Origin of the sequence: Oceanibaculum pacificum (assembly GCF_001618175.1) — a bacterium.
Taxonomy (GTDB): Bacteria; Pseudomonadota; Alphaproteobacteria; order Oceanibaculales; family Oceanibaculaceae; genus Oceanibaculum; species Oceanibaculum pacificum.
The window spans coordinates 1-18,971 of record NZ_LPXN01000094.1; the positions used below are offsets into that span (position 1 = coordinate 1).

At 65.4% G+C, this 18,971-nt stretch carries 22 protein-coding genes and 1 tRNA gene; 15 read left to right on the forward strand and 8 right to left on the reverse strand.

Annotated elements, in window-relative coordinates:
- Positions 1 to 69 precede the first annotated feature (69 nt).
- Positions 70 to 489, reverse strand: coding sequence for a hypothetical protein (locus AUP43_RS06635; protein ID WP_067554101.1), 420 nt, complete (start codon positions 487 to 489; stop codon positions 70 to 72).
- Positions 490 to 497: 8 nt separating this feature from the next.
- Positions 498 to 1,139 carry a DsbA family oxidoreductase gene (locus AUP43_RS06640; protein ID WP_067554104.1) on the reverse strand — a complete coding sequence of 214 codons (642 nt, stop codon included), beginning with the start codon at positions 1,137 to 1,139 and terminating at the stop codon, positions 498 to 500.
- Positions 1,140 to 1,256: 117 nt separating this feature from the next.
- Here AUP43_RS06640 and AUP43_RS06645 point away from each other — a divergent pair, with 117 nt between their 5' ends.
- The 3 genes from AUP43_RS06645 (at position 1,257) to AUP43_RS19555 (ending at position 3,491) form a co-directional block, all read left to right on the forward strand.
- A complete protein-coding gene (locus AUP43_RS06645) occupies positions 1,257 to 2,918 on the forward strand; it encodes an acyl-CoA synthetase (protein WP_067554106.1) in 1,662 nt (553 codons plus the stop codon).
- Between the two features lie 12 nt (positions 2,919 to 2,930).
- Entirely contained in the window at positions 2,931 to 3,254 is a 324-nt protein-coding gene (locus AUP43_RS06650) for an NIPSNAP family protein (RefSeq protein ID WP_067554109.1), read from the forward strand.
- 108 nt (positions 3,255 to 3,362) lie between these two features.
- A complete protein-coding gene (locus tag AUP43_RS19555) occupies positions 3,363 to 3,491 on the forward strand; it encodes a hypothetical protein (RefSeq protein ID WP_269746870.1) in 129 nt (42 codons plus the stop codon).
- 13 nt (positions 3,492 to 3,504) lie between these two features.
- Here AUP43_RS19555 and AUP43_RS06655 read toward each other — a convergent pair whose 3' ends face one another.
- The 5 genes from AUP43_RS06655 to AUP43_RS06670 all read right to left on the reverse strand — a co-directional run bounded on the left by AUP43_RS06655 (position 3,505) and on the right by AUP43_RS06670 (position 6,466).
- Positions 3,505 to 4,047: a hypothetical protein gene (locus AUP43_RS06655; RefSeq protein WP_067554112.1), complete on the reverse strand. Its 543-nt coding sequence runs from the start codon at positions 4,045 to 4,047 to the stop codon at positions 3,505 to 3,507.
- Positions 4,040 to 4,585 carry a hypothetical protein gene (locus AUP43_RS06660; RefSeq protein WP_067554115.1) on the reverse strand — a complete coding sequence of 182 codons (546 nt, stop codon included), beginning with the start codon at positions 4,583 to 4,585 and terminating at the stop codon, positions 4,040 to 4,042. Before AUP43_RS06660 ends, AUP43_RS06655 begins: the two co-directional genes overlap by 8 nt.
- A gap of 124 nt (positions 4,586 to 4,709) precedes the next feature.
- Complete coding sequence (locus tag AUP43_RS06665) at positions 4,710 to 5,720, reverse strand: serine hydrolase domain-containing protein (RefSeq protein ID WP_067554118.1); 1,011 nt, start codon at positions 5,718 to 5,720, stop codon at positions 4,710 to 4,712.
- 87 nt (positions 5,721 to 5,807) lie between these two features.
- On the reverse strand, positions 5,808 to 6,347 hold the full coding sequence (locus tag AUP43_RS18605) for a hypothetical protein (protein WP_084462617.1): 540 nt from the start codon (positions 6,345 to 6,347) through the stop codon (positions 5,808 to 5,810).
- Between the two features lie 29 nt (positions 6,348 to 6,376).
- Positions 6,377 to 6,466, reverse strand: a tRNA-Ser gene (locus AUP43_RS06670).
- Between the two features lie 107 nt (positions 6,467 to 6,573).
- Here AUP43_RS06670 and AUP43_RS06675 point away from each other — a divergent pair.
- The 10 genes from AUP43_RS06675 to AUP43_RS06720 all read left to right on the forward strand — a co-directional run bounded on the left by AUP43_RS06675 (position 6,574) and on the right by AUP43_RS06720 (position 16,276).
- Entirely contained in the window at positions 6,574 to 7,377 is an 804-nt protein-coding gene (locus AUP43_RS06675; RefSeq protein WP_067554121.1) for a YdcF family protein, read from the forward strand.
- Between the two features lie 141 nt (positions 7,378 to 7,518).
- Complete coding sequence (locus AUP43_RS06680) at positions 7,519 to 8,496, forward strand: lytic murein transglycosylase (protein ID WP_322096389.1); 978 nt, start codon at positions 7,519 to 7,521, stop codon at positions 8,494 to 8,496.
- Between the two features lie 42 nt (positions 8,497 to 8,538).
- Positions 8,539 to 9,528 carry a septal ring lytic transglycosylase RlpA family protein gene (locus AUP43_RS06685; protein WP_067554127.1) on the forward strand — a complete coding sequence of 330 codons (990 nt, stop codon included), beginning with the start codon at positions 8,539 to 8,541 and terminating at the stop codon, positions 9,526 to 9,528.
- Between the two features lie 115 nt (positions 9,529 to 9,643).
- Complete coding sequence (locus AUP43_RS06690; protein ID WP_232314899.1) at positions 9,644 to 10,840, forward strand: D-alanyl-D-alanine carboxypeptidase family protein; 1,197 nt, start codon at positions 9,644 to 9,646, stop codon at positions 10,838 to 10,840.
- Positions 10,841 to 11,497, forward strand: coding sequence for a dTMP kinase (tmk, locus tag AUP43_RS06695; RefSeq protein ID WP_067554130.1), 657 nt, complete (start codon positions 10,841 to 10,843; stop codon positions 11,495 to 11,497).
- Entirely contained in the window at positions 11,494 to 12,597 is a 1,104-nt protein-coding gene (locus AUP43_RS06700; protein ID WP_067554133.1) for a DNA polymerase III subunit delta', read from the forward strand. The genes tmk and AUP43_RS06700 overlap by 4 nt, the downstream gene beginning before the upstream one ends.
- A gap of 27 nt (positions 12,598 to 12,624) precedes the next feature.
- Entirely contained in the window at positions 12,625 to 14,208 is a 1,584-nt protein-coding gene (gene metG, locus AUP43_RS06705) for a methionine--tRNA ligase (RefSeq protein ID WP_067554136.1), read from the forward strand.
- Positions 14,208 to 15,002 (forward strand): TatD family hydrolase, encoded by a 795-nt coding sequence (locus AUP43_RS06710; protein WP_067554139.1) that lies wholly within the window; start codon positions 14,208 to 14,210, stop codon positions 15,000 to 15,002. The genes metG and AUP43_RS06710 overlap by 1 nt, the downstream gene beginning before the upstream one ends.
- A gap of 10 nt (positions 15,003 to 15,012) precedes the next feature.
- Positions 15,013 to 15,789 carry an MBL fold metallo-hydrolase gene (locus AUP43_RS06715; RefSeq protein WP_067554142.1) on the forward strand — a complete coding sequence of 259 codons (777 nt, stop codon included), beginning with the start codon at positions 15,013 to 15,015 and terminating at the stop codon, positions 15,787 to 15,789.
- A 7-nt stretch (positions 15,790 to 15,796) separates the two neighbouring features.
- Positions 15,797 to 16,276, forward strand: coding sequence for a GNAT family N-acetyltransferase (locus AUP43_RS06720; protein WP_067554145.1), 480 nt, complete (start codon positions 15,797 to 15,799; stop codon positions 16,274 to 16,276).
- On the opposite strand, the gene AUP43_RS06725 is transcribed toward AUP43_RS06720, so the two are convergent.
- Entirely contained in the window at positions 16,237 to 17,151 is a 915-nt protein-coding gene (locus AUP43_RS06725) for an alpha/beta hydrolase (RefSeq protein ID WP_067554148.1), read from the reverse strand. The two genes, AUP43_RS06720 and AUP43_RS06725, sit on opposite strands and share 40 nt — an antisense overlap.
- An 84-nt stretch (positions 17,152 to 17,235) precedes the next feature.
- On the opposite strand from AUP43_RS06725, the gene AUP43_RS06730 reads away from it, so the two are divergent.
- Together AUP43_RS06730 and mazG are read left to right on the forward strand one after the other, a co-directional pair.
- Positions 17,236 to 18,015 carry a class I SAM-dependent methyltransferase gene (locus AUP43_RS06730; protein ID WP_067554151.1) on the forward strand — a complete coding sequence of 260 codons (780 nt, stop codon included), beginning with the start codon at positions 17,236 to 17,238 and terminating at the stop codon, positions 18,013 to 18,015.
- A gap of 132 nt (positions 18,016 to 18,147) precedes the next feature.
- On the forward strand, positions 18,148 to 18,963 hold the full coding sequence (gene mazG / locus AUP43_RS06735) for a nucleoside triphosphate pyrophosphohydrolase (protein WP_067554155.1): 816 nt from the start codon (positions 18,148 to 18,150) through the stop codon (positions 18,961 to 18,963).
- The last annotated feature ends 8 nt before the right edge of the window (positions 18,964 to 18,971 follow it).

Sequence of the window (18,971 nt, forward strand, 5' to 3'; positions counted from 1 at the left end):
ATGACCTCGTCCTGAGGAGCCCCGTTAGGGGCGTCTCGAAGGACAAGGCGGCAGCCTCACCACATCGTGCTAAGCCTTGAAATCGAACAGCTTTCCACCAGCGGGCACCGTCGGCGGCTTGTCGTCCGGCCGGGCGGGGCGGGTGGCTTCGATCACCGGGGCGTCGATGGTCGGCGGCTCGGATGGCGGCGGTGCGACGGCAGCGGCCGGCTGTTCCACCGCCGGATCGAGGGTTGTGGTGGGGGCGGCATCCACCGGCAGCTCGGTATAGAGGAAGTCCCGGGCGAAAACCCGCCGATCCGCGTCGCTTTCGAAGCTGGCGATCAGGCTGATCGCCTGGATGCGGCGGTGCGTGGCCCGGTCGCGCGCCGCCATGAAGCCGCCGAAGCGCATGTTCCAGCGTCCAGATATCTTGGCCGCCAGCCACGCCTCCGCCTTATCCAGCTCGTCCCTGGCGGCCACCGGGTAGCGTAGCTGGAAAGGCAGCATGGGCGGGATCAGGCGGACGCGCCTTCCTCTTGCAAGGCCAGGTCGAACAGCGGGAACAGCGCCTCCGGCTCCTGCGCGCCGGACAGGCCGTAGCGGCCATTCAGCACGAAGCAGGGCACGCCATTCACGCCGATCCGGCCGGCGGTGACGCATTCCGCCTCGACATCGACGGCGCCTTCGGTGCTTTCCAGAAAATTCGCCGCCTCGTCGCGATCGATGTCCTGTTCCTCGGCAATGTCGATCAGCACGTCGAGGTCGCCAATGTCGCGGCCATTCAGGAAATAGGCCTGGAACAGCGCCTCGACCATCGCATCCTGCGCGCCCTTGTCGTAGGCAAGGCGAATCAGCCGGTGCGCATCCACTGTGTTCGGCGTGCGCTTCACCTTCTCAAAGGCGAAGGCGATATTCTCGCTGCCACCGACCCGGCGGATCGTGTCGTAAATCTGGCGCGAGCGCATTTCACCGCCGAACTTGGCCTCCAGATAGGCCTGCCGGTCCATGCCTTCCTTCGGCATGCCGGGGTTCAGCTGGAAGGCGCGCCAGCGAATATCCAGGCTGGGCATCGGTCGCAGCGCGAGGGCCTTTTCGAGCCGTCTTTTGCCGACGAAGCACCAGGGGCAGATCACGTCGGAGAAGATATCGAGGCGCATGCAATGGCTCCTTTCCTGACGGGCGCTTGACGTGCGCCATTGGGGATTCGAGCATGTGGCCGGCAAAACGGCAACCCCTGGCAATCGGGGGAGCCGATAACAATCGAGGGAGGCAGTGTGTCCGCGACGCAAGGGGGCGGCGCCTATGAGCGCGATCTGAACAAGAATCCGGCCAATCACGTTCCGTTGTCGCCGCTTTCCTTCCTGCGACGGTCGGCGCTCGTGCATCCCGGCAAGACCGCCGTGATCCATGGCGGCCGGCACTATGCCTACCGCGAATTCGACGAACGCTGCCGCCGGCTGGCCAGCGCGCTGTCCCGGCGCGGCGTGGGCAAGGGCGACACGGTGGCGGTGCTCGCTCCGAACATCCCGGCGCTGCTGGAGGCGCATTACGGCATCCCGATGCTGGGGGCGGTGCTGAACGCGATCAATATCCGGCTCGATGCCGAGACCGTCGCCTTCATCCTGGAGCATGGCGGGGCCAAGGTGCTGATCGCCGACCGCGAATTCGCCGATGTGGCGGAAGCGGCGATTGCCCGGCTGGGCCGCGCGATCGTGCTGGTGGAGATCGACGATCCCGAGGCTGGCGGAGCAGGGCGTTCCTTGGGCGGCACCGACTACGAGGCGTTTCTGGCCGAAGGCGACCCGGCCTTCGCCTACGAGCTGCCGGACGATGAATGGCAGGCCATCGCGCTGAACTACACCTCCGGCACCACCGGCAACCCGAAGGGCGTGGTTTATTCGCATCGCGGGGCCTATCTCAACGCCATCGGCCAGATCCTGTCCTTCGGCCTGACCGGGCAGACGCGCTATCTCTGGACCCTGCCGATGTTCCATTGCAATGGCTGGACCTATACCTGGGCGGTGACCGCCGCCGCCGGGGCGCATGTCTGCCTGCGCCGGGTCGATCCGGCGTTGATCTTCCCGGCGATCCGCGACCACAGGGTCACCCATCTGTGCGGCGCGCCGATCGTGCTGAACATGATGATCCATGCGCCCGAGGAGCAGAAACTGCGCTTCGAGCACAGCGTCGAGGTGGCGACCGGCGGCGCCGCGCCGCCATCGAGCGTGATCGAGCGGATGGAGGCGATGGGCTTCCGCGTCACTCACCTCTATGGCCTGACCGAGACCTATGGCCCGTCCACCGTCTGCGACTGGCAGGAGGATTGGGCGGCGCTGGAACTGGAACATCGCTCCGCCAGGATGGCGCGCCAGGGCGTGCATTACCCGACGCTGCAGGGCATGCGGGTGGTCGATCCCGACACGATGGCGGACGTTCCGGCCGACGGCCGCACCATCGGCGAGGTGCTGTTTCGCGGCAACACCGTGATGATGGGGTATCTCAAGAACCCCAAGGCGACGGCCGAGGCCTTCGCCGGCGGCTGGTACCATAGCGGCGACCTCGCGGTGCTGCACCCGGACGGCTATATGGAGGTGAAGGACCGCGCCAAGGACATCATCATTTCCGGCGGCGAGAACATCTCCTCGCTGGAGGTGGAGGAGGCGCTGTACCGCCACCCCTCGATCATGGAGGCCGCCGTGGTCGCCCGCCCGGACGAGAAATGGGGCGAGACGCCGTGCGCCTTCGTGACGCTGAAGCCCGGCGCGCCACTCGTCGGCGAGGCCGAGGTGATCGATTGGTGCCGGCAGAAGCTGGCCCGCTTCAAGGTGCCGAAAACCATCCTGTTCGGCCCGCTGCCCAAGACCTCGACCGGCAAGATCCAGAAATTCGTCCTGCGCCAGCAGGCCGAGCAGCTTTCCACCCCTCCCAAATCATAAGGATCGCGTTCCATGATCATCGACCACCGCACCTACGAGATCAAAGCCGGCTGCCTGCCCAAATTCCTGGAGCTGTACGGCACCCACGGCTACCCGGTGCAGCTGAAGCATCTGGGCCAGCCGGTCGGCTACTACGTTTCCGGCGATATCGGCGCGCTGAACCAGGTGGTGCATCTGTGGCAGTACGAATCGCTGGCCGACCGCGAGGCGAAGCGTGGCCGCATGCAGGCCGATCCCGACTGGCAGGCCTATCTGGCGAAGAGCGCCGAGGCCGGCTACACCGTCCGTCAGGAGAACAAGATTCTGCGCGCCGCCCCGTTCTGGCAGCCGAAATAACCGCCGCGTCGGCGGAAAAATAACGATGTTCACTTTTTGTTCTTGACGCAGGCAGTGCTGCTCGGGCATCGTCCTCTCCTAATTCACCGTCCTTGAATGGAGAGAGACATGTCCGAGCAAAGCCTCACCATGCTGGATCGCACGCTCAGCAGCATCGCCCTGATCGGCAGCTTCACGCTGCTGATGACCATCATGACCTATGGCTGGGTTACCGCTTTCCGCGTGATGGCGAGCTGAGCCGCATCGCCCGTCACTGCAGATGGGCAGGGGCGGGATGCACGAAGCGCAGTATCGTGGCGCCGGCTTCCGATTGTCCGGCCCTGCGGGCGGGCAGAACCATCCCCGCCGCCGCCAGGGAGGTGGAGAAAAGCAGCGCCGGCGCCTCGAACAGCCGCACACCGCTCGGCGTCAGAAGACTGGCGGCCTGCTTCGCGAACGGATCCAGCCGGTCTGCAACGCCGCGCGCCTGGCACAGCGCCAGCAGGTCGAGCAGCAGATGCTCATCCTCGGTAACCGAGGGGCAGCGCGGGCAATTCATCGCGATCTGCCGGGCGGCGCCGCCGGCCAGCACGCTCATCATCGCTTCCAGCGGTCCCAGCGCCTCGGTCGCATAGGTCAGCGCGAAACCTTCCAATAGCGCCTCGCGGGTGCGCGCCGGGGGCCACTCCTGACGCAGCCCGGCAACCCACACCCGCATGCCCCAAAGCGCCAGCTTGCGGCCGGCATCCAGGCCGGCGAAGCAATCGCCAGAGGTTTCGGCGGCGCGAATATGATCGTCGCACTCGCTAGACATCGCTGCCGCCCTCGCGCGGATTATCGCTGACGGGCGCGCCGGGCATGGCCAGCCGCATCCCGGCTTCCGCCAGGCAGGCCGCCAGATCATGCGCCAGCGCGGCGCTGACGGCGCCGGCGCGCGGCCGCAGGAAGCCGCGGCAGAGCAGGGCGGGGGAGAAACGCTCCCCCTGCTGAGCCAGGGCCAGCAGGTCGAGCAGCCGGCGCTCATCGTCGCTGATCGGCCGGCTGCAGGCCGGCCACAGCCGGATCGGCCGGATGGCGCCATGCGCCAGCGACAGCATGAACAATTCCAGCCGCCGCCGGGCCTGCGGCTGGCGCAGCCGGTGGAACGCCCCCTCCAGCATATGCTCCACCGGCTGGCCGCGCCGCGCCCCACGCTGACCTTCCACCCACAGCCGCATCGCCCATAAGGCGAACTGCTCGGCGAAGGGCAGCGCCAGCCGGTCGCCGGCCACGTCGAGCCCCTCCATCGATTCCCGCGCCCGTTGCAGGGCCGTCGCCTCGCTGTGCAGCGTCCGTCCGCTCTCCGCGCTCATCGTGGTCCTCGCCTTTACTGATGTGCAATTGATAGTCATTCTTATTAACTATCGATGACAGGTCAAGCGGGAGTTGACGGCATGGGAAGGTATCGGCCGGAGCGTGTATCGGGCAGGGCAAGGATCAGCCGGCCGTCGCCGCCCCGACCCTGACCGCCTCGATGATCGCGCTCATCAGCCCATGCAGCCGGTCGCGATAGCCGGTGCGCGCGGAGGGGGAGGTTTCGTCCGAGGTCATCGCCACGGTCAGTTCCAGCGCCGGGACGATATAGAGCATCTGCCCGCCATAGCCCCAGGCGTAGCGCACCTCCTCGCCGGCCATGCGGCGCAGGAACCAGCCATAGCCATAGCCGTCGCCGGTGAAGGCGGAATGGGTGCGCAGGCTCCAGGATTGCCGGATCCAGTCTTCCGGCACGATTTGTTCTCCGGCCTCGGTGCGGCCGCCATTGCGGAACAGCTCGCCGAAGGCCAGCAGCGAGCGCGGGCTCATCGCCATCTGGTTACCGCCCAGATAGATGCCCTGCGGATCGCGCTCCCAGCCGGCGATGGCGAAGCCGGGCTGCGCGCCCAGCCAGTCGCGCGCCAGCGCCAGGGTCGACCGGCCGGTCGACCGCGTCAGGATCGCCGACAGCAGATGGGTGGAGCCGGTGGAATACAGCATCCGCCCGCCCGGCTCGTCGATAAAAGGCTGCGCCAGCGCCGTGCGCACCCAATTGCCGCTCGACACCCAGCGCCCGTAATTCGGCCCGGAGGTGCGCTCCAGCCCGGCCTGCATCGACAACAGATGGCCGATCGTCACGTCGCCCAGCCGGGGGTCGGGCGACGCCGGCAGCTGGTCGCGCAGCAGCGGCGCGATCTTCTGCTCCGGCCCCGCCAGCACGCCCTTGGCGATGGCGATGCCGACCAGCGCCGAGATCACCGATTTCGACGCCGATTTGATGTTGGTGGGATCGCTTACCCGGTGCCGCCCATAGCCCCGCTCGGCCAGGATATCGCCGTCCCGCGCCACGATCACCGCCTCCAGCGGCTCCAGCCGCGCGGCCCCGTCCAGCAACGATCCCAAAGATTGCGCCCCCGCGGGCGACACGGCCAGCGGCAGGACGATAGCAAGCAGGGCAACGGCGATTTTCCTCATTGCCCTCAACCTAGCGCCGCATCGCGGCAAATCCATGGCCGGGGATAACGCGTGTGAAAGAGACTGTTATAGCATACTGTTACAATATTATGCTTCTTCAGAAGGGTTACGGATCGGCCACTCTGGGCGTTTAATCTCCTTTCCCGAAAGAAAGTTCCTAATCAAATTCAATTGATTCCCTGTAAATTCTCTTATCATTTTCTGGTCTTCTTCGTTTGCCTCCCGGCCTTCCATGTTGTCTGCAATGGTATCTAGAAAAAGGCGCAAAGCGTTTAATGTTGCGCTCATAGCTACCAGCTGTCGGGCTACCGATCGATTGCTTTGATCATCTAGGTCATAAATCGGGAAGCGATTCATTTCTTCGACGATAACCATTATGCTTAAGCCAGCTTGACGAAGGGATAGAGGAAAAGGCAAAAATTTTTCTGACGTACGGTGATAGCTTTCAATAACCTCATAGCCATGCAAAAGAAGGCGCGTTGCCGCGTTTTTTAACTGCCTCTTTCGACGCCAAACTGGAGCAAATGCTGTAAAGTAAGTGACGAGCAGAGCTAGCATTGCGCCAAGAAACTGCGCCCAACCGGCCAATTTGTCATGAGTCTCGAGCCACGTGACGATTGCATCCATTGAAATCATCAAGCCTCAGTCTGCGCAACTGGCGGATGGGGTGGGATTCGAACCCACGGTGGGCTCGCACCCACGCCGGTTTTCAAGACCGGTGCCTTAAACCGCTCGGCCACCCATCCGTGTGGGCGGCTTCTAGCATAGCGGTCGGGGAGTTCCAAGAGATCGGGGCAGGAGAGCGGGGGCGGGCCGATTGCGTGCCGGCGGGCGATCCCGTACACAAGACGGCATGGACGACGCCATCTTCATTGTCGGCAAGCTGGCCTGGGGCGTGCTGGAGCCGGGCAGCCTGCTGCTGATCGGGCTGGCCGGCGGCCTGGCATGCCTGTTCCTAGGCCGGGTTCGACTGGGGCGGTGGTTTCTCGGCGCGGTGCTTTTAGTCGGGCTGGCGGTGACCATACTGCCGCTCGGCGAGTGGCTGCTGCGACCGCTGGAGGCGCGCCATGTCCCGCCATCGCCGCTGCCGGGCGCGATTGCCGGCATCATGCTGCTGGGCGGTGGCCTGGACCCGGCCCTGACCGCCCGGCGCGGCCCACCCGCGCTGACAGGGGCGGGCGACAGGATCGTCGCGACGGCGCTGCTGGCGCGGCACTACCCGGCGACGCCGATCCTGCTGCTGGGCGGCTCCGGCCGGATGCGCGAGCAGGTCTATCGCGAGGCGCCGGCGGTGGCCGCGCTGCTGGTCGCGCTGGGCACGGCGCCGGATCGGCTGGTCGCCGACGACAAGTCCCGCACAACGCGGGAAAATGCGGGCAGCGCCGCAGCGTTCGGGCTTGACGCGGGAACGCCGGACCGGCCCTGGCTGCTGGTCACCTCCGCCTGGCACATGCCGCGCGCCATGAACAGCTTCGCCGCCCTGAACGGGAGCATCCGGCCCTACCCGGTGGACTACCTGACCGACCCCACGGATAGCCATTGGTTTCCGGGCTTTACCGAAGGGTTATCGCTGCTCGGCCTGGCGATGAAGGAGTGGCTGGGCCTGGCCGCTTATGCCATTCTGCCGAGGCCTGGGGAATCGGCGGCCCGGCCCTAAAAAAGCCGCAAGCCTTGTCCATCCAAAAGGTTCATTGCCCCTATCAAAGAGAACGACATGCCGCATTGCCCCGCCGCCCGACTCACCATCCGCCTCCACCGGCCGATCCAGCCTGCAGCGTTACGCGTCCGGCGGATGTTGATGGCGGGGCTCGTGGCGGCCGCCATGCTGGGGGGCATGATGGCGGGTAGTGCCCAGGCGAACGACCAGCCTTTCGCTGCCTGGCTGCAAGAATTGCGCGCCGAAGCCGTTCAGAAGGGCATCAAGCAAAGCACGCTGGATGCGGCGCTGACAGGCATCAAGCCGATCCCCCGGGTGATCGAGCTGGATCGCAAGCAGCCGGAATTCACCCTCACTTTCCAGCAATATATCGACCGCGTCGTGCCGCAGAGCCGGATCGACCGGGGCCGCGCGATGATGGCCGAGCACAAGGCGCTGCTGGAGCCGATCTCCGAGCGCTACGGGGTGCCGGCGCGGGTGATCGTGGCGCTGTGGGGCATCGAGACCGATTTCGGCCGGGTCACCGGCAATTTCCCGGTCGTGGAGGCGCTCGCCACGCTGGCCTATGACGGCCGGAGAAGTGCCTTCTTCCGCAAGGAATTGATGGATGCGCTGACGATCCTGGATGAAGGCCATATCGCGCCCAAGGCGATGATCGGCTCCTGGGCCGGCGCGATGGGGCAGAACCAGTTCATGCCCTCCAGCTTCCGCGCCTATGCGGTGGATTACAGCGGCGACGGGCGGCGCGACATCTGGACCACCCAGCCGGATATCTTCGCCTCCATCGCCAATTACCTCTCGCGCGTCGGCTGGAAGAGCGATCAGACCTGGGGCCGCCCGGTGCGGCTGCCGAACGGCTTCGATGCCACGCTGGCGGCGCAGAAAACGGTGAAGCCGATCAGCGAATGGCAGGCGATGGGCGTGCGGCGCGCCAATGGCGGCGACCTGCCGACGCGCGACCTGCCGGCGATGATCGTGCAGCCGGGTGGCGCCGAAGGGCCGGCCTTCATGGTCTATGATAATTTCGAGGCGATCTTGAAGTGGAATCGCTCGACCTATTTCGCGCTGGCGGCGGGCCGGCTGTCGGACGCCCTTGGCAATATCGACAGCGCCGAGTAAGCTACCAGATACAGCACGGGGGATAGGGTCTCATACAAGATAATGCCTCGACGAACCGCACCACGGCGGCACTACCGCGCCATAACGCTGGTCGCCCTCGCCGGTTTAGCCCTGGGCGGCTGCGCCGAAACCCAGCTTGCTGCCCATACCGCCAAAGCGATTCAGGGGCCCGAGACCAAGACCCAGGGCTATTACAAGGTTGGCGATCCCTATCAGATCGGCGGGGTCTGGTACTATCCCGCACCGGATTATAATTACATCGAGACCGGCATCGCCTCCTGGTACGGCCCTGGTTTCAACGGCAAATTGACCGCCAATGGCGAGACCTACGACGAGAACGACCTGACGGCGGCCCACCGCACCCTGCCGCTGCCGAGCCTGGTGCGCGTCACCAATCTGGAGAATGGCCGGGCGCTGACCGTGCGGATCAACGATCGCGGGCCTTTCGCGCATGGCCGCATCATCGATCTGTCGCGCCGCAGCGCGCAACTTCTCGGCATCGAGCAGAAAGGCACCGCCCAGGTCCGCGTCGAAATCCTCGCCGGCGAAAGTAGGCAGCTCGCGGAAGGCGCGCGCCGGGGCACGGTGATGGCCGCCGCCGATGTCGAGGGCCCGACCATCACCCCGTCGCCGCGCGGCGCGGTGGCGGTGGAGCGCCTGCCGACGACATCTGCGGCGACGCCGTCGTCCCGCCCGCCCATTATCGCCGCCGCGCCGCAGCCGCCAGCACCGCCGCCGGTTCGCCAGCCGCTGGACGCCAGCCGCGCCGTTGACGGACAGGTTACCCAGCAAGCGCCGAATCCCGGCCGGCTGTTTATCCAGGCCGGCGCTTTCACCAATCGGGACAATGCATTGCGGCTGAGCGGCCAGCTCGGCCAGCTCGGTGTTTCCCAGGTCAGCGAGACGCGGGTGGATGGTCAGGTTTTCTATCGCGTGCGGCTCGGGCCGGTCGCCTCGGTCAACGATGCCGATTATCTGCTGGAACGGGTGATCGGATCGGGCTATCCCGGCGCGAAGGTCGTGGTGGACTGATTGGGATCGACAGCGCCGCCGATCCATATTTTCGGCCCAATCGGGGCCTAGGCTGACAGCAACATCGCCGGATAGTCACCGGCAGCGGAACGCAGGTCCAAAAGGGAACGTCAAGGTGAGCAGCTTTCTTCCGTCGCGCCGGACCGGAATCGTCCGGGCTTTCCGTCCCGTCAGGGTCAAGGCGGCCGTGCGGGCCGCCGGCCTGGCGCTCGGTCTCGCGCTGGTGGCCCTGCCGGTCGCGGCGCAGAACATCGAGACCGCCGGCAAGCAGGCCATCATCATGGATTTCGACACCGGCACGGTGTTGCTGGAGAAGAACGCCGACGAATTGATGCCGCCGGCCTCCATGAGCAAGCTGATGACCGCCTATGCCGTCTTCAAGCGCCTGGAGGAAGGCAAGCTGCAATTGACCGATGAGCTGCCGGTCAGCGAGGAAGCCTGGCGCAAGGGCGGCTCGAAGATGTTCGTCGAGCTGAATTCCCGGGTGAAGGTCGAGGATCTGCTGCGCGGCGTCATCATCCAGTCGGGCAACGATGCCTGCATCGTGCTGGCGGAGGGGCTGGCCGGCTCCGAGGAGGCATTCGCCGACCGGATCACCGAGCTGGCGCGCGAGATCGGCCTGGAGCGCAGCGTGTTCCGCAACGCCACCGGCTGGCCCGACCCCGAACATCTGATGACCGCCCGCGAATTGGCGCTTCTGGCGCGCCGGCTGATCCTGGATTTCCCGCAGCACTACCATTATTACGCCGAGAAGGAATTCACCTATAACGGCATCAAGCAGGGCAATCGCAACCCGCTGCTCTACAGCATGCCCGGCGCGGACGGGTTGAAGACCGGCCATACGGAAGCGTCGGGCTATGGCTTGACCGCCTCGGTCAAGCGGGGCGACCGCCGCCTGATCCTGGTGGTGAACGGCCTGCCCAGCATGAATTCCCGCGCGCAGGAGACGGCCCGCCTGATGGATTGGGCGTTCCGCGAGTTCGATAATTACAAGCTGTTCTCCGCCGGTGAGACCGTGGAGCAGGCCGAGGTCTGGCATGGCGAGCAGCCGCGCGTGCCGCTGGTGGCGACCAAGGAGATCAAGGCAACGCTGGCCCGCACCGCGCGCAAGGATATGGTGGTCAGCGTCACCTATGACGGCCCGATCGCGACGCCGGTGAAAAAGGGCGACCCCATCGCCATGCTGCGGGTCACGGCCCCCGGCGGCGTTTCCTCTGAATTTCCCCTGGTCGCCGGCGCGGATGTGGAGAAGCTGGGTGTGTTCGGCCGGATGATGGCCACCGCCCGCTCCCTGGTGTTCGGACAGAACTGAGTGAGCGGCCGCTTCATCACGCTAGAAGGCGGCGAGGGGGCCGGCAAATCGACCCAGATCGTCCGGCTCAAGGCGTGGCTGGAACAGACCGGGAAAAGCGTTGTCGCCACCCGGGAGCCCGGCGGCGCACCGGGGGCGGAGGCGATACGCGATCTTATCGTCAGCGGCGATATCGAGCGCTGGGACGCCATGGCCGAGGCGCTGCTGATGACCGCCGCGCGCCGCATGCATGTCGAGCAGCGCATCCGGCCGGCCCTGGCGCAGGGCGATTGGGTGGTGTGCGACCGGTTCTCCGATTCCACGCTGGCCTATCAGGGCTATGCACATGGTCTGGGGCGCGAAACTATCGAGCGATTGCAGCAACTTGCAATCGATGGCTTAAAGCCGGACCTGACATTGATCCTGGACGTACCGGTCGCCGTCGGCCTGGCCCGCGCCGCCGGCAGGGGCGGCAAGGAGGACCGTTTCGAGCGCATGGGCATCGACTTCCATGAAAGGCTGCGGCAGGGCTTTTTGGAGATTGCCCGGCGCGAACCGCAACGCTGCGCGGTGCTGGATGCCACCGCCGACCCGGACAGCATTGCGGATGGCATTCGCCGTATCGTCGTCGAAAGGCTGGGGGCCGAAAGGTTGGGGGCCGAAAGGTTGGAGCCATGAGCGTCAGCGACGACGAAGCCCGCGCCTGGCCCGCCCCACGGGATAACACGCTGCTGCTGGGCCATGACCAGGCGGAATCGGTTTTCCTGGCGGCCGCGCGCAGCGGCCGGTTGCCGCATGCCTGGCTGATCGCCGGGCCGGAGGGCATCGGCAAGGCGACGTTCGCCTATCGCGCCGCCCGTTTCATGCTGGCCGGCGGCCTGACGTCCGAGAGCGGTCCCTCGCTGTTCGGCGAGGCTTCGGAGCCGGCAGGCATGGATGTCGATCCGCAGAGCAGCGTATTCCGCCGGGTGGCCGCCGCCAGCCATCCCGACCTGCTGACGGTCGAGCGCGGCTATAACGAGCGCACCAAGAAGGAACGCAGCGAAATTGTCGTCGAGGATGCCCGCTCGGTCGGAGAATTTCTTCATCTGACCGCCGGCGATGGCGGCTGGCGGATAGTGATTGTCGATTCGGTAGACGAGATGAATCGCAATGCCGCCAATGCGATACTGAAAACTCTTGAGGAGCCGCCGAAGAATGCCCTGCTGCTGCTGGTCAGCCACAGCCCGGGCCGGCTGCTGCCCACGATCCGCTCGCGCTGCCGGCTGCTGCGGATGCGGGCGCTCGACGATGCGGTGATGGGCGATTTGCTGACGCGCTATCTGCCGGAGGAGGGCGGCGAGAACCGGCTGCTGCTGTCCCGGCTGGGCGAGGGCAGCATCGGCAAGGCGCTGGCGCTGTACCAGGCCGGCGGGCTGTCGCTGTATCGCGAGCTGGTGGCCCTGCTGGGCGATCTGCCGCGGCTGGAGGCGCGCAAGCTGCACGGCTTCGCCGGCAAATTCGAGCGCGCCGGCAACGAGACGGCGTTTGAGACCAGCATGACCCTGCTGGCCGATTGGATCGCCCGGCTGGTGCGCGCCGGCAGCCTGAACCAGCTTCCGCCGGCGATCCTGGCCGAGGAGGAGGAGACGGCGCGCCGTCTGCTGGCGCTGCATAGCCTTGATCGCTGGATGGAGCTATGGGAGAAAGTGCGGCACCTGACGGCCCGTACGGACGCGATCAACCTGGAACGCAAGCAGGTGGTGATCAACGCCTTCCTGGCGTTGCAGGCGTCCTGAAGCACCAGCGCTGGAGAAGAAGAGACCATGTCGGGGTCCGACCGGAAGACCTTTTACATCACCACGGCCATTTCCTACCCGAATGGCGCGCCGCATATCGGCCATGCCTATGAGGCCATCGCCAGCGACGTGATTGCGCGCTTCAAGCGGCTGGACGGCTATGACGTGATGTTCCTGACCGGCACCGACGAGCATGGTCAGAAGATGCAGCAGACTGCCGAGCGGCTGGGCAAGACACCGCGCGAACTGGCTGACGAGATGGCGCCGAAATTCCAGCAGATGGTGCGGCACCTCAACATCTCGAACGACGATTTCATCCGCACCACCGAACCTCGGCACTACGCCTCCGTGACCGAGCTGTGGGAGCGCATGAAGCATGCCGGCGACATCTATCTCGGCAAGTATGGCGGCTGGTACTCGGTGCGCGACGAGGCCTATTTCGGTGAGGACGAGCTCACCACCCAGCCCGACGGCTCGAAGCTGGCGCCGACCGGCACGCCGGTCGAGTGGGTGGAGGAGGAGAGCTATTTCTTCAAGCTCTCCGCCTATCAGGACAAGCTGCTGGCCTATTACGAGGCGAACCCGACCTTCATCCAGCCCGACACACGGCGCAACGAGGTGGTCAGCTTCGTGAAGGCGGGGCTGAAGGATCTGTCGATCTCACGCACGACCTTCGATTGGGGCGTGCCGGTGCCGGGCGATCCCCGGCATGTCATGTATGTCTGGGTCGATGCGCTGACCAACTACATCACCGCGCTGGGCTATCCCGAGCGCGAGGCCGAGAGCTTCAAGAAATTCTGGCCGGCCGATGTGCATGTGATCGGCAAGGATATCGTGCGCTTTCATACCGTGTATTGGCCGGCTTTCCTGATGTCGGCCGATCTGCCGCTGCCCAAGCGGGTGTTCGGCCACGGCTTCCTGACCAACCGCGGCGAGAAGATGTCGAAGTCGGTCGGCAATGTGATCGACCCGATCGCCATGGCCGACACCTACGGCGTCGACCAGATCCGCTATTTCTTCTGCCGCGAGGTGCCGTTCGGCCAGGATGGCAGCTACAGCCACGAGGCGCTGGTCAATCGCAGCAATGCCGATCTGGCGAATGATTTCGGCAATCTGGCGCAGCGCTCGCTATCGATGATCGCGAAGAATTGCGACGGGGTAGTGCCGCAGCCGGGTGATCTTTCGGATGCCGACAAGCTGATGCTGGACCAGACCGACGCGCTGCTGGGCGCGGTGCGCACCTCGATGGAGCGGCTGGATATCCACACCATGCTGGCGCAGGTCTGGGGCGTCATCGGCGAGGCCAACCGCTACTTCGCCGGCGAGGCCCCCTGGGCGCTGAAGAAGACCGATCCGAAGCGCATGGAGACCGTGCTCTATGTGACGGCCGAAGTGGTGCGCCAGGCCGCTATCCTCGCCCAGCCGGCGACGCCGAGCGCCGCCGCCCGGATCCTCGACAGCCTGGCGATTGCGCCCGAGGCGCGCGACTTCGCTCAATTGGGCGAAGCCGGCCGCCTGAAGCCGGGCACCGCCCTGCCGGCCCCGACCCCGGCCTTCCCGCGCTGGGTGGAGGAGGGCGAGGCCAGGGGCACGGGCAAGGGAGAGGCCTGATGCTGGTCGACAGCCACTGCCATCTCGACTTCCCGGATTTCGCCGAGGAGCTGGACGAAGTCGTCGAGCGCGCCCGCAAGGCCGGCGTCGCCCGCATGGTGACGATCTGCACCAAGATCACCGAGTTCGAGCGGGTGCGGGGCATCGCCGAGCGCTATGACGATATCTACTGCACCGTCGGCATTCATCCGCACGAGGCCGACAGCCAGCCGGAGACCGACGCAGCCCGACTAGTCGCCGCCGCGCAGCATCCCAAGGTGGTCGGGATCGGCGAGAGCGGGCTGGATTATTTCTACGAGCATAGCGGCCGGCTGGCCCAGCAGCGCAGCTTCCGCGCCCATATCAAGGCGGCGCGGCAGACCGGCCTGCCGCTGGTCGTTCATACCCGCGACGCCGACGCGGATACGGTGGCCATCCTGCGGGAAGAGCATGCGGAAGGGGTATTCCCCGGTCTGATCCATTGCTTCAGCTCATCTCGCGAACTGGCTGAAAAATCGATAGAACTCGGTTTGTATATATCGCTGAGCGGGATCGTTACCTTCAAGAAGGCGGTGGAGCTGCAGGAAACCGTGCGGGCACTACCGCTCGACCGGCTGCTGGTGGAGACCGATTCGCCCTATCTGGCCCCGATTCCGCACCGGGGCAAGCGTAACGAGCCGGCCTTCGTCGCCCATACGGCCAAGATGGTGGCCGAGTTGAAGGGTATCAGCATGGCCGAGGTCGAGAAGGCCACGACAGAGAATTTCGCGCGCCTTTTCAAGAAGGTAGAGATGCCTTCCGCGCAAGCGGCGTAAGGGCGCTACCATGAGGCTTACCGTCCTCGGCTGCGGTTCCTCGACCGGCGTGCCGGTGATCGGCGGCGGGTGGGGCGATTGCGACCCGACCAACCCGAAGAACCGCCGGCGGCGCGCCTCCATCCTGCTGCAGCATGCCGACACTACCTTGCTGGTCGACACCCCCCCGGACCTGCACGACCAGCTGGTCGATGCGGAAGTGCGGGATATCACGGCCATACTCTACACCCACGCCCATGCCGACCATCTGCACGGCATCGATGAGGTGAGGGGCATCAACCTGCTGGTGAACCGCTGGGTCGATTGCTATGCCGACGCCCCGACTCTGGCGGCGATCAACGCCCGTTTCGCCTATGTGTTCCGGCCGATCGAGAAGGACTACTTCTACAAACCCTGCCTGACTCCGCATGTGATAGACGGTCCCTTCACCGTCGGCGCTGTTCGGGTGACGCCGTTCGATCAGGATCATGGCTTTTCAAATAGCTTGGGTTTTCGGTTCGATATGCCGGACGGAACCAGCGCCGCCTATTCCACCGACGTGGTGACGCTGTCCGACGCCGCGCTGGAGCTTGTCGCCGGGGTGGATGTCTGGGTGGTCGACTGCCTGCGCTTCGAGCCGCACCCCACGCACTCCCACTTCGACCGCACGATGGGGTGGGTAGCGCGGGTGAAACCGGGCCGCGCCATCCTGCATCACATGAACCATCAGGCGGATTATCAGGCCCTACTCGATGCTTGCCCGCCCGGAGTCGAACCGGGCTATGACGGCCTGATCGTGGACATCTGAGGAAAAAATGGCCGAATCCGTACGTTTCGAGCGGTATGACCGGGTGATCGACACCGATCCGGCTCGGCTCGACCTCGACCTGCTGCATGGTTATTTCTCGGTCAGCGATCAGTGCTTCGGCCTGCCGCTGGAGACGCTGCGCCGGATGATCGCCGGCTCGATCAATTTCGGGCTGTATGAAAAGGACAGCCGGCAGATCGGCTATGGCCGGGTGGTCAGCGACCGCGCCGCCTTCGCCTATATCGGCGATGTCTTCCTGGTGGAAGAGGCGAGGGGGCAGGGGCTCGGCACCTGGCTGATCGACTGCATGAAGGCGCATCCGGAACTGCAGGGGCTGCGCCGCTGGATGCTGATGTGCGGCCCGCGTACGGTCGATCTGTATCGCCGCGCCGGCTTCCTCGACAATAGCGGGGCCGGCTATCTGATGCACATGACCGACAAGGACATTTACCGCCGCGCGCTGAGCGAGCCGCCTTCGAAATCCTGAAGCGCTCCGACCACATCCTCGATCAGCGGGATCCCGGCCAGCGCCGGGTAGAAGGCCAGCAGAATCTCGATATGGCCGGTTTCCGGATATTCGATATGCCGAACCGGCACCGAATTCTTCCGCAGCGCCTTAGCCAGTTCCTGTGAATTCAACGGATAGACCGTGCCGTCGCCGGCACCGTGCAGCAGCGCCATCGGCGGCGCGGCGGGGGTAACGAAATTGACCGGCTGGGTATCCCGAATGTGCTTGGCGCTGGCGAAGATGTCGCGGGTCGATTTGTAGTCGCTGGGATCGAAGGCATAGGGGCCGGCCAGGCCGACGAAGCCTTTCACACTATCGGGCTGCACGCCCTCGGCACGCAGATAATCGCCGTTCACTGCCAGCATCGCGCCCAGATGCGCGCCGGCGGAATGGCCGGCGATGAACAGCCGTTCCGGATCGCCGCCATAAGCGCGGATATTCTCGCGCACCCAGCGCACAGCCTTGGCGCCGTCTTCGATAAAGGCGGGGAATTGCACCGCCGGGTAGAGCCGGTAGTCCGGCACGACCACGACATAGCCGTGCCGCACCAGCGCCTCGGCGACGAAGGCGTATTGCCCGCGCTCGCCGCCTTTCCAGCCGCCGCCATAGAAGAACACCACGACCGGATGCGCTGCGCCATCCGCTGGCCCATCCGCTGGCCCATCCGCTGGCCGGTGCACATCCAGCTTCTGCCGGGCGTCCGGACCATAGGCGATGCCGGCGGCCACCGGATGATCCTGCGCCAGCAACATGGCGTTCAACGTATCCAACCCGGAACAGCCGGAGAGAAGCGAGGCGATCAGCGCCGGCACGGCGGCCAGCTTGATCGCGCGGGTCAGGCGCAGCAGGGTCATTCTTGTCCTCGACCGATTCCGTGGTCCTTTCAGATCGACCGAATTTCCGGCAAGTCGAGTCCCGGATGGCGTAAGCTCGCCGCCATGCAGGATGGGGCAAGCTTCTTTCAGGGCGTGAATTTGCGGGTCGGCTTTTACGACCGGCTGTTCACGCATGCCGCGAACCTGGCCGGCGAGGAGGATTTCTACCGCGGCTTCACGGCGGAGACCGACAGCGTACTGGAAGCCGCCTGCGGCACTGGCCGGCTGTTCGGGTCACTGTCCGGGCCGGGCCGTCTGCTGGCGGGCTTCGATGCCTCGCTGGAATTGCTGCGCCAGGCGCGCAAGAACCATCCCACGGTGCCGCTATCGCTGCAAAGGCTGGAGAGCTTTGCCTTCGGCCGGCGCTTCACGCGCATCGTCGTCGGCTATTACGGGCTGAGCTATGTGCTCGACGCGGCAGGCCGGACCGGCCATATGCGCTGCCTGGCCGCGCATCTGGAGCCGGACGGGCGGGCGCTGATCCATCTGCCGGACGCGGAGATATTACGCCGGCCGATTCCGGACCATGAGATGGCGGCGTTCCAGGGCAGCCGTTCGATCCGCGACCAGGCGACGGGCTTCGAGGGCGCGCTGACGCACCGCGTATCCGAGGCGACGCTGGAGGCGGACGGCGCGGTCCGCGCCATGCATTTCCATTTCGCCTTGCGCAATTCACAGGGCGCCATCCTGCGCGAGGAGACGGCGGCGATGCGCTATGCCATCCTGGATGAAGACGATCTGGCGCGCCTGGCGGCCTCGGCCGGTTTGCGCATCCTGGACATCCGCAAGGGCTTCTCGGAGGGCATCGACAGCGAGCTTATCGCCATACTGGCCAAGGCATAGCAATATTTTCCATAATATATATTATGCGATATTCGAATGCCGGTTTCCGGGCTTTCATCACTCGGCTTATCCCGCTACTCTCCCCTTGCTTTTCCTAGGCTATTGGCCATCCGGAAGCTCCCGAGGGTTACCATGACCGCCCCGATCGACAGGCTGCGCGAGATCATGGCGCGTTTACGCGCGCCTGACGGATGCCCGTGGGACCGCGAGCAGGATTTCGCCAGCATCGCGCCCTACACCATCGAGGAAGCCTATGAAGTCGACGATGCGATCCGCCAGGGCGATATGGACCAGTTGCGCGAGGAACTGGGCGACCTGCTGCTTCAGGTCGTGTTCCATGCGCAGATGGCGGATGAGCAAGGCCATTTCGATTTCGACGCGGTGGCCACCGCCATCGCCGACAAGCTGGTGCGCCGCCATCCGCATGTCTTCACGACCGCGCCGGCCGCCTCCTCCGCCCAGGTCAAGCTGAGCTGGGAAGAGCTGAAGGCCGAGGAGCGGGCGCTGAAAGCCGGCGCCAAGGGCGCTGCGCCCAGCGTGCTCGACGATGTCGGCCGCGCCCTGCCGGCGCTGATGCGGGCGGAAAAGCTGCAGAAGCGCGCGGCCCGCGTCGGCTTCGACTGGCCGGAGACCGAGCAGGTCATCGCCAAGATCGAGGAAGAGCTGGCCGAGGTGAAGGAAGAGCTGGCGGCCCGACAGCGCTCCGCCGCGAATATCCATGAGGAGATGGGCGATCTGCTGTTCGCCGTCACCAATCTGGCGCGGCATTTGAAGGTCGACCCGGAACTTGCCCTACGCGACTGCAACGCCAAGTTCGAACGCCGGTTCCAGCGCATCGAGGCGCTGCTGGCCGCCGAGGGCCGCACCCCCGACCAGTCCGGTCTCGACGAGATGGAATCCCTCTGGCTGCGCGCCAAGGCCGAGGAAAAACTTAAGAAATCCGCTTAATCGACTGC

What these genes read in the sequence shown, in the direction of transcription:
- AUP43_RS19555 (WP_269746870.1), top strand. Translation starts at nt 3,363, where the DNA reads ATGTCCGAGCAAAGCCTCACCATGCTGGATCGCACGCTCAGCAGCATC.
- AUP43_RS06720 (WP_067554145.1), top strand. Translation starts at nt 15,797, where the DNA reads ATGGCCGAATCCGTACGTTTCGAGCGGTATGACCGGGTGATCGACACC.
- AUP43_RS06715 (WP_067554142.1), top strand. Translation starts at nt 15,013, where the DNA reads ATGAGGCTTACCGTCCTCGGCTGCGGTTCCTCGACCGGCGTGCCGGTG.
- AUP43_RS06675 (WP_067554121.1), top strand. Translation starts at nt 6,574, where the DNA reads ATGGACGACGCCATCTTCATTGTCGGCAAGCTGGCCTGGGGCGTGCTG.
- AUP43_RS06710 (WP_067554139.1), top strand. Translation starts at nt 14,208, where the DNA reads ATGCTGGTCGACAGCCACTGCCATCTCGACTTCCCGGATTTCGCCGAG.
- AUP43_RS06665 (WP_067554118.1), bottom strand. Translation starts at nt 5,720, where the DNA reads ATGAGGAAAATCGCCGTTGCCCTGCTTGCTATCGTCCTGCCGCTGGCC.
- AUP43_RS06680 (WP_322096389.1), top strand. Translation starts at nt 7,519, where the DNA reads ATGGCGGGGCTCGTGGCGGCCGCCATGCTGGGGGGCATGATGGCGGGT.
- AUP43_RS06725 (WP_067554148.1), bottom strand. Translation starts at nt 17,151, where the DNA reads ATGACCCTGCTGCGCCTGACCCGCGCGATCAAGCTGGCCGCCGTGCCG.
- AUP43_RS06640 (WP_067554104.1), bottom strand. Translation starts at nt 1,139, where the DNA reads ATGCGCCTCGATATCTTCTCCGACGTGATCTGCCCCTGGTGCTTCGTC.
- AUP43_RS06730 (WP_067554151.1), top strand. Translation starts at nt 17,236, where the DNA reads ATGCAGGATGGGGCAAGCTTCTTTCAGGGCGTGAATTTGCGGGTCGGC.
- AUP43_RS06700 (WP_067554133.1), top strand. Translation starts at nt 11,494, where the DNA reads ATGAGCGTCAGCGACGACGAAGCCCGCGCCTGGCCCGCCCCACGGGAT.
- AUP43_RS06655 (WP_067554112.1), bottom strand. Translation starts at nt 4,047, where the DNA reads ATGTCTAGCGAGTGCGACGATCATATTCGCGCCGCCGAAACCTCTGGC.
- mazG (WP_067554155.1), top strand. Translation starts at nt 18,148, where the DNA reads ATGACCGCCCCGATCGACAGGCTGCGCGAGATCATGGCGCGTTTACGC.
- metG (WP_067554136.1), top strand. Translation starts at nt 12,625, where the DNA reads ATGTCGGGGTCCGACCGGAAGACCTTTTACATCACCACGGCCATTTCC.
- AUP43_RS06685 (WP_067554127.1), top strand. Translation starts at nt 8,539, where the DNA reads ATGCCTCGACGAACCGCACCACGGCGGCACTACCGCGCCATAACGCTG.
- AUP43_RS06650 (WP_067554109.1), top strand. Translation starts at nt 2,931, where the DNA reads ATGATCATCGACCACCGCACCTACGAGATCAAAGCCGGCTGCCTGCCC.
- AUP43_RS06635 (WP_067554101.1), bottom strand. Translation starts at nt 489, where the DNA reads ATGCTGCCTTTCCAGCTACGCTACCCGGTGGCCGCCAGGGACGAGCTG.
- AUP43_RS18605 (WP_084462617.1), bottom strand. Translation starts at nt 6,347, where the DNA reads ATGGATGCAATCGTCACGTGGCTCGAGACTCATGACAAATTGGCCGGT.
- AUP43_RS06660 (WP_067554115.1), bottom strand. Translation starts at nt 4,585, where the DNA reads ATGAGCGCGGAGAGCGGACGGACGCTGCACAGCGAGGCGACGGCCCTG.